The following is a 16,906-nucleotide window of genomic DNA, read 5'->3' as shown; positions in this document are numbered from 1 at the left end:
CCCTTCTAACACTATGAGAAACTTCGTTTCGCTGTCCCATTTACGATACCCCATACTTTTTTGCCTCCATTTTCCAGAGGCTTTATTCTACCAATTTCTGCTATAATCTTATATGGGAGCAGTATATTTTGTTGGTAGAAGATGAAGAAGATGTGGCGTATGTGATTAAATATTCATTAGAACAAGCAGGATATAAAGTGTCGCATGCCGCAGACGGAGAACTCGCATGGGGAATACTGGAGGCCTTAACGCCTGATTTAATCTTACTTGATGTTATGATGCCAAAACTTGATGGGTATTCCCTGAATCAACGGTTAAAAGCTAATGAAAGAACAAAGGATGTGCCGGTATTAGTTATTACCGGCCGCGAGCAAATGTCTGAGATGTTCAAAGATAATGAAAGGGATAAAATAACAAAATTTATGCTAAAACCGTTTTCAATGAAAGCATTGAAAGAAGCAATTGAAGAAATATTGAAAGATAAAATAGACGGATGAGAATTCTTATGCTGATTACATACCTGATAACCTTGGAAACAACACTTGCCGTGAGGGTTAGTGCGGAGGAAAGTAGTACTTGGCAACAACCAGTTGCAGGAGATTTGGGTATGCAATGGCTTACATGGTCTGCATCAGCGCGTAATAGTGGTACGGGTAATGCAAGTACAGCTGTTATCGGCGATCCTTGTGCGTATTATTCAAATCCAGCGGGATTATATGGAGTCTATAATCGGAGCCTAAACTTATACTGTACCCGTATATTATCGGATACATATTTGATGAGTTTATCATATGCTTTCCCGGTTTCCACGGGGAGTGTGATAGCAATAAATTATTTGGCATTAGAAACCGGGGATATTAAACAGACTAACGCCTTGGCGGAAGAAGTTGGTAGTTTTAATGCCTGTCAATCCGGGCTGGTGTTGACGTATATGCATGCTTTACCGACTGGCGCTGTGGGTGCTAATTTAAAAGTTATCAATGATTTAATCTTCAACCATTCAGCTTATGGGTATGGTTTGGATATAGGTTATATATTTAGTTATAACAGCAATACCGCCTTTGGGTTTATGTTTCAGAATATTATAGCTCCGGTATTATCTTTGAATAACAAGGAAGAAAAGTATGCGTTGAACCTAAAAACAGGAATGAGCCATACTTTTTATCGCGGAATATTTACTGTGTTATTTGACGTAATTACGGAGAGTATATTTAACAATACGGTAATTTATGGTTTAGCCGGTATTGAGGCACGGATTGGTAAGTATTTTGATATACGTTGCGGCATAAATCATAAAAGTATTAGTTTAGGATTTGGCGTGGGATATAACGATGCCGCAGTGGATTACGCGTATTCAGTCCATGAATTATTGGGGGGAATGCATCATGTCAGTATCAATTGGCAATATAGTTCAGTATTCGAAGCAAAAATGATGGAGTTAAAACTACAAAAAAATGAAATTACTGATGATATAAAAAAGTTTAAAATTGAAAAAAAGGAATATATGAACGATCTAAATACGCAAAACACAGAACTTAAGCTTAGGCAAAAAATACTTACGGAATTATCCCGTGCAAAATTATTAATTGAAGACGGTAAGTATGAAGAGGGTAAAGCAATACTGGAGAATGCACTGAAACTGGAACCGGGAAACCAGAATATACGTAACCTGCTGATGCAGACTGATGAAAGGCAAAGGTTATTGTTTATACGCGAAAAAACGGTATTTGCTAAAAAACAATACGAAATAGGGAATTATGCTGCGGTATTGAAAGAAACAAAGTTGGTTTTAGATATTCAACCGGATTATTCTGAAGCCAAATTATTCTCAGCGCTTGCACAGGCACATATTTTTATTCAAGCGGAAAAGTATAAAGATGCGGAAGCTGCATTAGCAGTTGTGTTGAGTATAAACCCTACGGAAGATGAGGCGCTGCAATTATTGAGAAGGTTGCAGTCTGTTTTGGAGTACTATGAAAACATACAGAGGTAATGTTCTTGGTTATTTGTTTGTGCAGATACTTATTCTCGGTATTATTCTGACAACGCCGTTTATTCAAGTTTTGATATCTGAAAACCTTCCCCGTGCGGAGTTATATTTTAAGGCGGGGATGAACGAATATTTGCGCGGTAACTATACTGCTGCAGTGGATAACCTCTCAAAATCGTTGAGCTATACGCCAGGGAATGGAAAAGTGAAGGAATTGTTAGTTAAAGTGGTTTTAGAAGGAGGGACACAGTATTATATGAAACATGATAATACTGCGGCGTTAAGCTTATTAGAAAAAGGGCGGAAAATTGTTATTGGCCACAAAGATATTGAAGAGTTGTACTCAATAGTTAATCCTTTGGTTAAGAAGGACAAAGCTGCCAGCCTTATTACAAATACTGATGAGAAGGAAGTCGTAGAAAATAGAAAGCAGGATGTAGCAAAAAATAATGCTACAGCAGCCAGGCTGCAGGGTAGTTCGCATGTAGTTAATGTCAGTACACCCAACAAATCCGTAGTTCAACTAAAAAGCGGAGAGAAAGTAAAAGTAAATGAGAGATTAAGGCCAAAATATACGCCGTCAAAAAGTAATAAATCTATCAATAATGAGTCTATTCCTGTTCAACTTCAAAATTTTATTTCTAAAGCCAGCGGTAATACCGGCACAAATAAAGAAAGTACCGGTTTTGTGGATAAGAAAACGTTTTATGCCTGTATATCTTTAATATTGATAATCATGGTATCCGGGATATACGCATGCTACAAAATTGTTTGTGGCGTACAAGAGGAAAAGAATGAGGTATTAAAAAAAATATTTGAGGATAAAATAAAAGAATTAAATGAGCGTATACCTCATCTGGAATTTAATACAAAACTTGTAGAAGACAAAAATTTAAGATTAGCGGAACAGCTTAATCGAATAGAAATACAGGTACGCGGTATTATTAACGATAATAATAAACTGGAGAATATGCTGCACCGGACCGGGTTGGAACTTGAGTACTTAAAAAAAGATGTTAATAAAGCCAACAACCGGAATGATAACGCAGTTGAGCCTAAAATTGTGCAGGTAGATTTAAAACAGCAGATGCAGGAAGCAGTACAGTATTCAGACAGTGGTGGTAATGATAGTTTATTAAAGAGTTATCACCAGCGTATGCGCGTTGCAGCGATTGCTTTATATAAGGCAGATAAACCACGTGCTTTAGCTGATCTTAATGAGTTAATGCTGAGTACAGAACCGGAAGTCGTGCTGAACACAGTTGATGTCCTTATCGAGATAGCTGATGATGATACTGTTGAAATATTAATGAAATCCGTTGAACAAAAGGATTATAGGATACAAAGTAAGATTTTGCATGGATTGGTACAGATAATGTCCAGCCCGTTTGTGTCGGATGAGTGTAAAGTTCGTGTCAATAGAATGTTAGAGGACAAAAGATCGGGCGGGTGGGTATGGTAGTATCAATCTTAGTAGTTGATGATGAAGAGCCAATCCGTAATTTATGCAAGCGAGTTTTGGTTGATGAAAATTATAGCGTTGAAGTTGCAGAAAACGCGCAGCGCTGTATGGAATTAATTAGGACTGAATATTTCAATATTATCCTCACTGACATAAAAATGCCTGGCATAAATGGGATAGAACTGCTAAAACAGGTTAAAGAGAAGCATAGCCAGACAGAAGTGATTGTTATGACCGGTAATGCTACACTTGAGACGGCAATTGATGCAATGCGGGCTGGGGCTTATGATTATATTCTAAAACCATTCGATATTATTCAAGTAAAATTGGTAGTTAAACGCTGTTTGGAGAAACAGCGTTTAGCTTCTGAACTTGTTGAACTAAAAGAATTAGACCGGTTGAAAACTGAGTTTCTCTCAAATGTTTCTCATGAACTAAGAACGCCGCTGACGTCAATTCAAGGGTCGATAAGCCTTCTTAGTGATATGGAAACTAACCAAGAAAAAAAGAGGCTGTTCAATATCTACCAAAAAAGTACTGAACGCATGGTAAAATTAGTTACGGATCTGTTAGAATTTACGAAAATAGAAGATTGTACATTGAATCTTAAGAAAGAAAAGGTTAGCTTAACCGCCATCATTCGTGAAGCCGTAGCTAAGCTAACGCCTTTGGTTAAAGAAAAGAATATTATGCTAACCCTTTCTTTAAATAATGATGCGTTGGTTAAAATAGATCCTGACAGAATAGCACATGTAATTACCAATATTGTTGATAATGCAATTAAGTTCACCCCTGCTAAAGGCGAAATTACTATTCAAACTGAACAACAAACAGATTGCATTATGGTAAGTGTCACTGATACAGGAATTGGTATAATACCGGAAAATCATAAGAAAATATTTCAGTATTTTCATCAGGTTGATGGGTCCATGACTCGTGAATTCGGGGGGACAGGTTTGGGATTGGCTATAGCAAAAAATATTGTTGAAGCACATAATGGTAAAATATGGGTTACCAGTGAATTAGGTAAAGGAAGTACATTTGTTTTTACGCTGCCCCGCGGTTAGGAAAACAGCCTGTGATAATTTAGTATAATGTTTTGAATAAATATTTTAAAACAGTAGGTACTAAAAAAATGAAACCTAAAAAACGTTCAGCCGCAAAAAAAAGTGTTGCCGTATCACCGGAAGTAAGCGTTGACGTTTTGAAGAAAGCTATAACTGAAAACCTTGTCTATCGCCAGGCGAGGTTTCCTAAAGTTGCTACAAGAAATGATTATTACCTTGCAGTTTCTTATACTGTTAAAAATTACCTGCTCCACCGGTGGATCCATACCGCAGAGATGTATCATGATAAGAAAAGCAGGACTGTATGCTACCTCTCCGCAGAATATCTGCTGGGCCCGCATTTGGGAAATAACCTTATCAATCTTGGTTTATATGGCCATGTGAAACAGGCAGTAGAAGAACTCGGGCAGGATTTAGATGACATAATCGCGCAGGAAGAGGAGCCCGGCCTGGGAAACGGCGGGCTTGGCCGCCTGGCAGCATGTTTTATGGATTCTTTAGCAACACTGGAGATCCCCGCAATCGGGTACGGTATACGTTATGAATTCGGGATTTTTGACCAGGAGATAAAAGACGGGTGGCAGGTGGAAGTTACTGATAAATGGCTGCAGTTGGGAAACCCATGGGAGATCGCGCGGCCTGAGGTGTGTTTCACAGTGAAGTTTGGCGGGAAAACTGAAGGATCTTTTGATGAGTCAGGGCGTTACCGCGTAAAATGGGTTCCTGGTGAAACAGTGAAAGGTATTGCGTATGACACTCCGATACTCGGGTATAAAGTCGGCTCCGCGAGTTTGTTACGGCTATGGAAAGCAGAAGCACGTGAATCGTTTGACTTCCACGCGTTTAATGTCGGGGATTATTACGGCGCTGTTGAAGCAAAAGTGCATTCTGAAAATATTACAAAAGTGTTATATCCTAACGATGAAGCGTTTCAAGGAAAAAAACTGCGCCTGCAGCAGCAATATTTTTTTTGTTCCTGCTCATTGCAGGATATGATACGGATACATTTACAGACGGCAAAAGATCTTACTGGTTTTCATATAAAGTATGCGGTACAGCTGAACGATACACATCCGTCAATCGCAATTGCAGAACTTATGCGGTTACTCATGGATGAATACGGGATGGAATGGGATGATGCGTGGGAGATTACAAAAAAAACGTTTGCTTATACAAACCATACTCTTTTACCGGAAGCGCTGGAGAAATGGCCGGTAAAATTGTTTGGTGAACTTTTACCGCGGCACTTAGAAATCATATACGAAATCAACCGCCGGTTTATGGATAGTATCCACAAACTTTATCCAGGTGATTCAGGGAAAGAATCACGGTTGTCGTTAATTGATGAGTACGGTGAACGGTATGTGCGTATGGCAAACCTTGCTTCAGTAGGCAGTTATTCGATTAACGGCGTTGCTAAGCTGCACACCGAACTATTGAAAGAGGATGTGTTAAAAGATTTTTATGAACTTTGGCCGGAGAAGTTTAATAACAAAACTAACGGGGTAACTCCGAGGCGTTGGATGGTGCTTAGCAATCCAGGCCTTACAAAACTTGTTTCTAAATATATTGGGGAGAAGTGGATCAAAGATTTGGGTGAGTTAAGAAAAATAGAGCCGCTGGTTAAGGATAAGGGTTTTTGTGAAGAATGGCAGAAAACTAAGTATGAAGCTAAATGCATCCTCGCGGAGTATATAAAAAAAGAAACCGGGATAGTAGTGAATCCAAAAAGTTTGTTTGATGTTCAGGTGAAACGCATTCACGAGTATAAACGCCAGCATCTCAACCTCCTTTATGTGATTACGTTATACAACCGGTTAAAAAAGAATCCGAGCCTTTCAACCCAGCCCCGGACATTTATATTCGGCGGAAAAGCAGCTCCGGGATATTATATGGCAAAACTTATCATCAAACTTATTAATTCCGTAGCGGATGTAGTGAATAATGATCCGGATATACACGGTATGCTTAAAGTTGTATTTTTACCGAACTATTGTGTTACTCTGGGACAGCGTGTGTATCCCGCAGCGGATCTTTCTGAACAGATTTCTACTGCCGGGAAAGAAGCGTCTGGGACAGGTAATATGAAATTCGGGATGAACGGCGCATTGACTATCGGCACGCTGGACGGTGCAAATGTGGAAATCCGTGAAAAAGTGGGGGACGAAAATTTCTTTCTTTTTGGTATGACAGTTGACGAGGTTAAGCAGTTATGGGCAAACGGGTATCGTTCGTATGAGTACTATAATAACAACCCGGAACTAAAAGAAGTACTGGATAAAATACGTGACGGCGATTATTCCAGGGGTGAAAGGTTGTTTAACCCGCTAGTGGATTCACTGGTCTATAACGATCAGTACGTACTGTTAGCTGATTATCAGTCGTACGTCGAATGCCAGGAACGTGTTGGGAAAGCGTATCAGGATAAAGATCGGTGGACACGGATGTCAATTCTTAACGTTGCACGGATGGGATACTTTTCGTCAGACCGTTCTATCCGGGAGTACTGCAAAGATATATGGAAAATAAAACCTGTAAAGTTGGAGATTGAGTAATTTAACAGAAGAGGAGACAGTAGTTTATGATTATTGACCGGTTAAGTGATTTAGGGAATTATGTGATGATAGTCCCGCGGTTGGAGAAAGTAATTGAGTTTTTTAATGAAATCCCGCCTGCCGCGTTATCCGACGGGAGGACTGAAATTATGGGGAATGATGTTTACGTTATGGTATCTTCAGGTGAAGGTAAGGGCAGGGATGGGAATAAGCTTGAGTTCCACCGTGAGTATATTGATATTCATGTAACCCTTTCAGGTAAAGAAATACTTGGATGGAAAAGTATTGAAGACTGTAAGGAAGTTGATAAAGAATATGATGAACCTAAAGATGTAGGTATATTTAATGACAAGCCTGTGAGTTATGTTGACATTCCGGAAGGAACGTTTGTGATAATGTATCCATTTGACGCTCATGCACCGTTATGTGGTGACGGAAAAAATAAAAAGGTGGTCATCAAAATTAAAATTAGTAATCTTCCGGAAGATGAACTTGAAGATGATAGTTGTAGTTGCGGCTGCGGGGATGAGGATGGCCATAAAGAGTGTAACTGTAAAGATGAAGAAAAAAAGTAGTAACTCAGGAACCTGCCGATATCTCGCGGTTGACCTCGGGGCGGAGAGCGGGCGCGTGATACTTGGTACTATAACCCCCGGGGGTAAGGTTGTTCTTGAAGAACTTCACCGGTTTCCTACAGGTAATATTCGCCTTCACGGGCGGTTATATTGGGACATCCTTGGGTTATACCGCGAAATAATTACAGGGTTACGCGTATGCGCAGCGCGTGGTTTTACCAAAATTAACAGTATCGGGATTGACACCTGGGGTGTTGACTATGCGCTGTTCAACAAAAACGGCGAACTTCTTGCAAATCCGTATGCTTATCGTGACAGCCGTACTGACGGTATGATGGAAAAAGTTTTTGCCAGAGTAGGCAAGCGTAATCTCTACAACCATACGGGAATACAGTTTATGCAGTTCAATACTGTGTTCCAGTTATACTCGGCTGTTTTGAATAATGACCCGCTGCTGAAAAACGCGGATGCGTTGTTGTTTATCCCGGACATATTAAACTATTTCCTTACCGGCAAAATGGCAGCGGAGTTTACGTTTGCTACTACATCGCAGTTGTATAATCCTGTTACCCGCGGGTGGGATAAAGATGTATTCAAAAAGCTGGGGTTAAACATTAACCTCATGCGCAAAATTGTGCAGCCGGGCACTGTGATAGGCAAACTTACCGACGAAATATGCCGGCTTACCGGGCTTGAGAAAACTAATGTCGTTGCTGTTGGCTCGCATGATACTGCCTCAGCTGTTGCTGCTGTACCTGCTGAAGATATGGAGTCCTGTGCATACATAAGTTCAGGTACATGGTCGTTGATGGGTATTGAAACACGGAATCCGGTAATAAATGATGAAACATATAAATATAATTTTACTAATGAAGGCGGTGTATGCGGTACATTCCGTGTACTAAAAAACATTATGGGTTTATGGTTGCTGCAGGAATGCCGGAGGGACTGGGAAAAAAAGTTGCGGCGGAAATATACATTCGCAGAACTTATGAACTTAGCTTTAAAAATTAAGCCGTTGAGTATCGCAGTGATTGACCCTGATAATTCTATATTCCTGAATCCCGTAAGTATGACAGGCACAATCTCTTCTTTCTGCAGGAAAAGCGGGCAGAAAGTTCCGTATAATCCCGGGGAGTATACGCGGTGTATATACGACAGCCTCGCACTGGATTACCGGTACGCCGGAGAGTTGATAAACACAGTATCTAGCCGTAATTTGAGCAGGTTGCATATCATCGGAGGTGGTGCAAAAGATGAAGTGTTGTCTCAATTAACCGCTGATTTTACGCAAATGGAAGTTATTACCGGCCCTGTGGAAGCTACGGCAGTAGGGAATATTTTATTACAGTCAATAGCAAGCAGGCAGTGCGGTTCGTTGAAAACCGCAAGGAAGCTTATCCGCAATTCTTTCCCAACGTTAAAATATGTACCGTCAAAAAAACAGTATCCCGGATTTACGGATATCTACAAAAAATTCGTTAATTATAAAAATACAACGATGAGGTAAATAAAAAACAATGGTTAACAAAAAAGTGTGTGGTTACAACAACGCTAAAGAAAAGTATGCAGAATTTGGGGTGGATACCGAGAAAGCAATTGTTGCGCTTGAAAAAGTTGCTGTCTCGCTTCATTGCTGGCAGGGTGATGACGTTGCTGGGTTTGAGAAACCCGATGCGGAACTGTCATCGGGGGGGATACAGGTTACGGGTAATTATCCGGGCCGCGCGCGTAATGTCAAGGAACTCAGGCGTGATTTAGAACAGGTATTATCGTATCTCCCGGGAAAACACAGGGTTAACCTCCACGCGATCTATGGTGAGTTCAGCGGGAAACGTGTTGACCGTGATGAGATTGAATCAAAACACTATGAAGGATGGGTAGACTGGTCGAGGGGATTGAAGAATAAAGTTACGGGATTGGACTTTAACGCTACGTTGTTCTCGCATCCAAAAGCAGCGGCAGGGTTTACTCTTAGCAGCAGGGACCCGGGTATCCGCGGATTCTGGGTTGAACATGTTAAACGTTGCCGCAGGATAACGCAATACTTTGGAGAATCCTGCGGGAGTACCAGTATTCATAACCTCTGGATCCCGGATGGGATGAAAGATTTTTGTGTTAACCGCGCGGGGTATCGCCGGGATTTAAAGGATTCGTTGGATAAAATATATAAAACCAAGTTACCGGCTAAGTTTGTTGCTGACGCAGTAGAACCTAAATTGTTCGGTATCGGCAGTGAAATGTTTGTCGTAGGCTCGCACGAGTTTTACCTGAGCTATGCGCTGAAGAACAATTTACTGCTTTGCCTTGACCTCGGGCATTACCATCTTACGGAATCTATCGGGGATAAGGTGTCTGCATTACTGCAATTTTTCCCGTCAGTACTCCTGCATGTAAGCCGCGGGGTGCGGTGGGATAGCGATCATGTAGTAGTCTCCGATGACATCTTACACGAGGTAATGCACGAAATTGTGCGTGCCGGCGCGGTGGGGCGCGTAATAATTGCGCTTGATTATTTTGATGCGTCAATTAACCGTATCGGTGCATGGGTTACCGGTGCGCGGGCGGTATTAAAAACTTTGTTATACGCGTTGCTTGAACCGGTAAAGCAGTTACAGGAATATGAATCCCGGGGTGAATATTATCCGCGTTTAGCGTTGTTGGAACAGATGAAAGCAATGCCGTATAATGATATTTGGGAAGAATATTGCTGCCGTAAAAATGTTATCTCCGAAGAAAGCCGGATTATTAAAGAAATTTTGGCGTATGAAGGAAAGGTTTTAAATAGAAGATAAATTGTGTTGTCACAAAAACTTATGATGAAATAACTATTGACAATTCATTGTATTATAAATAAAATTTATGTTTATCAAATTTTGTTGTATTAATTAACAAACAAAAAAAGAGGTGTAAGGAGGCTTAATGGCAGTAATTAGTATGAAGTCGCTATTGGAAGCAGGTGTACATTTTGGGCACCAGGTGCAACGGTGGAACCCGAAGATGAAGAAGTATATTTTCACTAAGAGGAATAACATTCACATCATAGACCTGCAGAAAACCGTTAAAGAACTTAAGAAAGCGTATAAGTTTCTAAGAGAAGTCAGTAGTGAAGGGAAACAAGTGCTTTTCGTCGGAACTAAACGTCAGATTCAGGAAATTGTTATGCAGGAAGCTCAACGCGCAGGAGTGTACTATATAACAACCCGCTGGCTGGGCGGTACGTTAACTAATTATGAAACATTAAGAAAATCTATTGCACGGTTGAATGAGCTCCAGAAAAGTAAAGATGATGGCATCCTTGAACTTTTACCAAAGAAGGAAGCGTCAAGACGGGAAAAAGAACGGATTAAACTTGACAAACTCCTCGTTGGGATTAAAGACATGAAAAACTTGCCTTCAGCAATGTTTTTGGTTGATCCAATACAGGAAGCAACCGCTGTTGCGGAAGCAAAACGGCTGAACATACCGATAATAGCGATCTGCGATACCGACTGTGATCCCGATAAAATAGATTATCCGATACCGGGTAATGATGATGCGATGCGTTCCGTACGGTTATTTACGGGGTTGATGGCGGAAGCTGTGATCGAAGGGAGGAAGATGAAAGAAACGCAGGATGGTACTGCTGTATCCGTCCCTGGCGTTCCCGACGATGAACTCGCAAAAGATGAGGAGTTATCAGCCGCAAAAGAAAAAATTGAAGTAGTTCAGGAAGAAGTAAAAAAAGAGGATAGTAAAGAATAATTGTAGTTCTACGAAAGGATTTTTTGTACATATGGCAGTTACAGCAGAGACAGTAAAAAAATTAAGGCAGATGTCCGGTGCGGGAATACTTGAATGCCAGAAGGCATTGAACGAAACTGCCGGGGATATTGAAAAAGCTATTAAACTATTACGTGAACGCGGTATAGTTCAGGCAGCAAAAAAATCTACCCGCAACGCGGGTGACGGTTTGATCTCGGCATACATACATGCGGGAAGTAAGCTTGGAGTATTGATAGAACTTAATTGCGAGACAGATTTTGTGGCAAAGACAGATGAGTTTAAGAGTTTGGTAAAAGAGTTAACATTACAGATCGCCGGAGCAAACCCGCAATGGGTCAGCCGCGAGACTGTACCTGCGGATATTATAGAGAAAGAGAAAGAAATCTATCGTGTGCAAATGGCAAAGGATACAAAACCAAAACCGCCGGAAGTTGTTGAAAAAATACTATTAGGTAAGCTTGAAAAGTTTTATAAAGATTTTTGTTTGTTAGAACAACCCTATGTACGTGACCCGAACAAAACAGTTAAAGATGTTATTACCGAAAACATAGCAAAACTCGGAGAAAACATTGTTGTAGGACGGTTTGTACGGTACCGCGTAGGGGAAGAGTTAGAAACCGCAGAAACGAAGACCAGTGACAATAAAGTAGCGGAGTGACTGGCGTAATATAACACGGCTATAAGGGAAAACATGAAAAACTTGCTTGTCGTAGAAAACATGGACACTCTGCGTGAATTGGTGTACGATGAGCTTACGGAAGCCGGTTATAAGACCGTTGCTGCGCATAGTGTTGCTGAAGGCCGCGAACTTGTTAAATACTTTACGCCGGACCTCGCGTTGTTGGATATAAAACTACCCGGTGAAAGCGGTGTGGAATTCGCGAAAGAGTTGAAGAAACAATGGCCGAAATTGCCGGTAATCTTCTGTACCGCGTACTACGATAAGGATACAATGAAGGAAATCGGTGATACCGAGGTGGCCGATTTTTTTCTCAAACCCTTTGACCTTGATGTTTTAAAGCAGAGAATTAAAGAGTTGATAGGATAACACTCAATGCCTAAACCTAAGTATAAACGTATACTCCTAAAACTTTCCGGAGAATCGTTGCTTGGGGAGCAAAAGTACGGGATTGACCCTGTTGCTGTGTGTAATGTTGCGGAAGAAATTGTACGGACACGCAACCTCGGGGTGGATATCGGTATCGTTATCGGCGGTGGAAATATTTGGCGTGGACGCGATACTTCAGAGAACAGTAGATACAGGATTGATCATGTTACCGCTGACTATATGGGCATGCTTGCCACTGTATTAAACTCACTGGCGTTACAGGATGCGTTAGAGAAAATGAATATACCCACTCGTGTACAAACCGCGATTGAGATGGCAAAACTTGCGGAACCTTTCATCCGCCGCCGTGCAATACGGCATCTTGAAAAAGGAAGAATCGTGATCTTCGCTGCGGGGACAGGTAATCCGTATTTTACTACAGATACCGCTGCAGCCTTACGTGCGATTGAAATCAGTGCTGATGTTTTGCTGAAAGCCACAAAAGTTGATGGCGTATATTCTGCTGACCCAAAAAAAGTTGCAACTGCAAGAAAGTTTAAGGAGTTGTCTTATACCACAGCATTGAATAAGAGGTTAGGCGTTATGGACGCTGCGGCATTATCGTTATGTTTAGAGAATAACTTGCCAATTGTTGTGTTTAACCTATTTAAAAAGAACAATGTCAGGAATATTGTGGCGGGTAATATGAAAGAAGGAACTTTAGTATCGGAGGTGGAGGACAAGTATGAACGCTAAAACAATCCTTGTCGAAGCTGAGGAGAGGATGAAGAAAACTATTGATAAAGTAAGGAACGACTTTGCGTCGGTACGTACCGGCCGCGCGTCTATGTTTTTGGTGGACGGCATCAAAGTTGAGTACTACGGTGCATTGACGCCGTTAAACCAAATTGCGGCTATAAATATCCCTGATGCAAAAACTATTGAGATCCGTCCTTGGGATAAAGGCGTATTCCCTGCAGCTGAGAAAGCTATTATCAAAGCAAATATCGGAATTAACCCGCAGAATGACGGTAAGGTTATCCGCCTGGTTCTCCCGCAGTTAACACAGGAACGTCGGCAGGATCTTGTAAAAGTTGTGCGTAAAATGTCAGAAGAATACCGTATCGGTGTTAGGAATGAACGCAGGGATGCTTTAGAATTATTAAGAAAAACACAAAAAGCAGGTGAGATAACCGAGGATGATAAGTTTAATTCCGAGAAAGACCTCCAAAAAATTGCAGATGGTTATATAAAACAAATTGACGATATTCTTACTGGGAAAGAAAAAGAAATTCTTGAAGTCTAACACAATGCCGGACGTAGATTTTACCAAACTACCGGCACATATCGCAATAATAATGGACGGTAACCGCCGGTGGGCGCGTAAGAACGGTAAACTTGAGCATAAAGGGCATTATGCCGGAGCTGAATCAGTAAGGGATATTGTAGAGTGCTGTGCGGAAATCGGGATTAAGGTATTAACTCTCTACGCGTTTTCAACGGAAAACTGGACCCGGAAAAAAGTGGAAGTTGATACACTGATGTCGCTGTTGTGCGAGTACCTGAAAAAAGAACGCGTAAGGTTGGTAAAAAACAATATTGTTCTCAGGGTAAGCGGAGATATATCCAGGATACCTGGAAGTACAAAACAGGAAATTGAGAATACCATTCGTGAAACCGGGGAAAATACAGGGTTGATATTTAACTTAGCGCTGAACTACGGCAGCCGGCAGGAAATTGTACAGGCGTTACAAAAAATAATTGATACCGGCACTAAAGTTGTTGATGAAAAAATGATTTCCTCACATCTTTACACTGCCGGATTACCGGACCCTGATCTTTTAATACGGACAAGTAACGAGCTGCGTGTATCAAATTTTATGTTGTGGCAGCTGGCTTATACGGAACTATATTTTACACCGGTACTTTGGCCGGAATTCAAAAGGAAAGATCTATTGACGGCACTCGCGGAGTTTCAAAAACGTGGACGCCGTTATGGCGAGTAATAAATAATAAAAGGGAAATCAATGTTACTACCACGTTTTCTTACAGGTTTGATAGGTATACCTATAGTACTATTGGTAATCTGGCTTGGGAATTTACCATTTGCGTTTGCGATTTATACCGTTACCCTACTTTGTTTATGGGAATTTTATGCGTTATGGCAGGATGTGGGATTTTCCCCGGGAAAAGTGTTTGGCCTGATTTTCGGTAGTGTGATGTACGTACTAATTTATACTGAAAGCGCGGTTATTGGCAAGGTTTATGAAAAGGCGGTAGTTTCAGGTAAGTTTACTGCCGCTGCGGGGCGTATACTAAACGATCCGTTACCGATTGACGCTGTGATGCTAATCTTTTTTCTGGGTGTCGCGGTATATCTCATCTGGAAACTTTTCCGTCAACCTAAGGAAACTACGTATATTGACATAATGATAACCTTCTGGGGTGTTATCTACGTGGTATGGTTGTTAAGCCATCTTGTAATGCTACGCGAGTTACGCCCATTAGGACAGCAGTATACGTTCATGTTATTCCTGACAATCTGGATAGGTGATACTGCTGCGTATGCCGCGGGGGTTACCTTTGGGAAAATATATGCGTTCCCGAGAGTAAGCCCGCATAAAACATTGGAGGGCGGGATTGCAGGTGTGCTTGCTAGTATCATAGTTGTGTGGTTATTCAATATTTTTATTATCCGCGGATTGTCTATTGTAAATATCATAAGTATTGCGTTGATAATATCGGTTGCGGGCTTCTTCGGTGATTTAACTGAATCATTTTTTAAACGCCAGGTTGGGGTTAAGGATTCAAGTGCGTTACTGCCCGGGCACGGGGGTATGCTTGACCGGTTTGACAGTTTGATGTTTGCCGGGCCGTTGCTGTATTACTACCTCAAACTGTTTTTGTGAGGCAACGGTAGTAATTTTATTATGTCAACCAAAAAAATTGTTATCCTTGGTTCAACAGGTTCAATCGGCGTGAATGCGTTGAATGTAATATCCACGCTGCCAAAAGATAAGTATAAAATTATTGCGCTTACCGCACAACGTAATATTGCATTGCTGGAGCAGCAAGTAAAAACTTACCACCCGGAATATGCAGGTGTGACAAATCCTCAATTGGCAAAGGTATTGGAAGAAAAAGTGAGGAAGGCTGGGTTACATACGCGTGTGCTGACAGGGAATGACGCGTTGGAACAGGTTGCTACGCTAAACGAGGCAAATTTTGTATTGATCTCAGTGGTTGGTGCTGTGGGGTTACGCCCGTTGGTTGCAGCTCTTAAGGCCGGGAAAACTGTTGCGCTTGCAAATAAGGAACCAATTGTTACCGCCGGTGAAATTGTTATGTCGCTTGTAAAAAAAATGGGTACACGGTTATTACCGGTGGATAGCGAGCATTCTGCTATATTTCAGTGTATAGACGGTACACCTCGGGAAAATATAAGGAAAATAGTACTTACCGCATCCGGCGGGCCGTTTTATAAGTATTCAAAAAAGGATTTACAAAAAGTTACCGTAGAAGATACGTTAAAACATCCTTCATGGAAGATGGGCCGGAAGATTACAGTTGATTCCGCAACATTGATGAATAAAGGATTTGAAATTATTGAAGCACGGTATTTATTTGATATGCCACTAGAAAAACTGGGTATTGTAGTTCACCCGCAATCCATTGTGCATTCGATGGTAGAATTTATTGATGGGAATACCGCAGGAATATTTTCAGTTCCGGATATGAGGTTGCCGATACAGTACGCATTAACTTATCCCGCAAGGGTTGATACCGGCCTGCCAGCCATTGACTGGAGCAAACCCAAAGCATTTGAGTTTTATCCGATTGATTCAAACAGGTTTCCGTGTTTAGCACTGGCGCTTGAAGCGTTGAAAGCCGGTGGTACGATGCCGACTGTATTAAACGCAGCGAATGAAGTAGCGGTTGAAGCCTTCCTCAAACACGTGATTAACTTCCAGGAAATTAGTAAGATTATATCTATAGTATTGGAGAAACATAAACCCGTACGGAAACCGGACTTGGAAACTATTGAGTTTTATGACAAGCATACCCGTACGGAGACAGAAAGGGTTATAAGTAAATGTTAATATCATTGTTAGGGATAGCAGTAACTTTAGGTGTGGCAATTCTTGTGCATGAAGCCGGGCATTTTGCAGCATGCCGGTATTTTAAGGTTAAAGTGGAACGGTTCGCAATTGGATTTGGCCCGAAGTTAGTTGGGATAAGCGATAAACAAGGGACTGAGTTTGTCATCCGCGCAATTCCGTTGGGTGGGTATGTAAAGATGGCAGGCGAACTTGTTGAGGATATTAAAGGTGAACCGGATGAATATTTTTCTAAACCCTGGTGGCAGCGTTCAATAATCTCATTTTCCGGGCCGTTCATGAATTATGTTACAGCAGTGATAATTTTTGCGGGGGTATACGCGCTT

The 16,906-nt window shown here is 41.3% G+C and carries 16 protein-coding genes and 1 pseudogene; all 17 read left to right on the top strand.

Annotation, left to right across the window (positions count from 1 at the left end):
* The first annotated feature begins 131 nt into the window (after positions 1–131).
* Complete coding sequence (locus WC955_10930; GenBank protein ID MFA5859561.1) at positions 132–497, top strand: response regulator; 366 nt, start codon at positions 132–134, stop codon at positions 495–497.
* Between the two features lie 8 nt (positions 498–505).
* Positions 506–1,993 carry a hypothetical protein gene (locus tag WC955_10925; protein MFA5859560.1) on the top strand — a complete coding sequence of 496 codons (1,488 nt, stop codon included), beginning with the start codon at positions 506–508 and terminating at the stop codon, positions 1,991–1,993.
* Entirely contained in the window at positions 1,974–3,452 is a 1,479-nt protein-coding gene (locus WC955_10920; protein ID MFA5859559.1) for a hypothetical protein, read from the top strand. The genes WC955_10925 and WC955_10920 overlap by 20 nt, the downstream gene beginning before the upstream one ends.
* Complete coding sequence (locus tag WC955_10915; protein MFA5859558.1) at positions 3,446–4,519, top strand: ATP-binding protein; 1,074 nt, start codon at positions 3,446–3,448, stop codon at positions 4,517–4,519. Before WC955_10920 ends, WC955_10915 begins: the two co-directional genes overlap by 7 nt.
* 68 nt (positions 4,520–4,587) lie before the next feature.
* The gene (locus tag WC955_10910) at positions 4,588–7,074 is read left to right on the top strand and encodes a glycogen/starch/alpha-glucan phosphorylase (protein MFA5859557.1); all 2,487 of its coding nucleotides are present in this window, start codon (positions 4,588–4,590) and stop codon (positions 7,072–7,074) included.
* Positions 7,075–7,100: 26 nt separating this feature from the next.
* On the top strand, positions 7,101–7,649 hold the full coding sequence (locus tag WC955_10905; protein ID MFA5859556.1) for a YhcH/YjgK/YiaL family protein: 549 nt from the start codon (positions 7,101–7,103) through the stop codon (positions 7,647–7,649).
* A complete protein-coding gene (locus tag WC955_10900) occupies positions 7,573–9,159 on the top strand; it encodes a rhamnulokinase family protein (GenBank protein ID MFA5859555.1) in 1,587 nt (528 codons plus the stop codon). The genes WC955_10905 and WC955_10900 overlap by 77 nt, the downstream gene beginning before the upstream one ends.
* Positions 9,160–9,169: 10 nt before the next feature.
* The gene (locus tag WC955_10895) at positions 9,170–10,444 is read left to right on the top strand and encodes an L-rhamnose isomerase (GenBank protein MFA5859554.1); all 1,275 of its coding nucleotides are present in this window, start codon (positions 9,170–9,172) and stop codon (positions 10,442–10,444) included.
* A gap of 127 nt (positions 10,445–10,571) precedes the next feature.
* Positions 10,572–11,249: pseudogene (rpsB, locus tag WC955_10890) on the top strand (30S ribosomal protein S2).
* 175 nt (positions 11,250–11,424) lie between these two features.
* On the top strand, positions 11,425–12,072 hold the full coding sequence (gene tsf, locus WC955_10885) for a translation elongation factor Ts (protein ID MFA5859553.1): 648 nt from the start codon (positions 11,425–11,427) through the stop codon (positions 12,070–12,072).
* A 33-nt stretch (positions 12,073–12,105) separates the two neighbouring features.
* Complete coding sequence (locus tag WC955_10880) at positions 12,106–12,462, top strand: response regulator (protein MFA5859552.1); 357 nt, start codon at positions 12,106–12,108, stop codon at positions 12,460–12,462.
* A gap of 6 nt (positions 12,463–12,468) precedes the next feature.
* Positions 12,469–13,218, top strand: a complete 750-nt coding sequence (pyrH, locus tag WC955_10875; protein MFA5859551.1) for a UMP kinase — start codon at positions 12,469–12,471, stop codon at positions 13,216–13,218.
* Positions 13,208–13,768, top strand: a complete 561-nt coding sequence (gene frr / locus WC955_10870) for a ribosome recycling factor (GenBank protein ID MFA5859550.1) — start codon at positions 13,208–13,210, stop codon at positions 13,766–13,768. Before pyrH ends, frr begins: the two co-directional genes overlap by 11 nt.
* Positions 13,769–13,772: 4 nt before the next feature.
* On the top strand, positions 13,773–14,468 hold the full coding sequence (locus tag WC955_10865) for an isoprenyl transferase (protein ID MFA5859549.1): 696 nt from the start codon (positions 13,773–13,775) through the stop codon (positions 14,466–14,468).
* Between the two features lie 21 nt (positions 14,469–14,489).
* Positions 14,490–15,371 carry a phosphatidate cytidylyltransferase gene (locus WC955_10860; protein MFA5859548.1) on the top strand — a complete coding sequence of 294 codons (882 nt, stop codon included), beginning with the start codon at positions 14,490–14,492 and terminating at the stop codon, positions 15,369–15,371.
* Between the two features lie 21 nt (positions 15,372–15,392).
* Entirely contained in the window at positions 15,393–16,562 is a 1,170-nt protein-coding gene (locus WC955_10855; protein MFA5859547.1) for a 1-deoxy-D-xylulose-5-phosphate reductoisomerase, read from the top strand.
* Positions 16,556–16,906, top strand: a 351-nt coding sequence (locus WC955_10850) for a site-2 protease family protein (GenBank protein MFA5859546.1), incomplete at its 3' end; no start/stop codon positions are given. The genes WC955_10855 and WC955_10850, both read left to right, overlap by 7 nt.

The organism is Elusimicrobiota bacterium (assembly GCA_041658405.1).
Classification (GTDB): Bacteria; Elusimicrobiota; UBA5214; order JBBAAG01; family JBBAAG01; genus JBBAAG01.
Note: the sequence above shows the minus strand (reverse complement) of the source record. Positions and strands in the feature narration are given on the sequence as shown.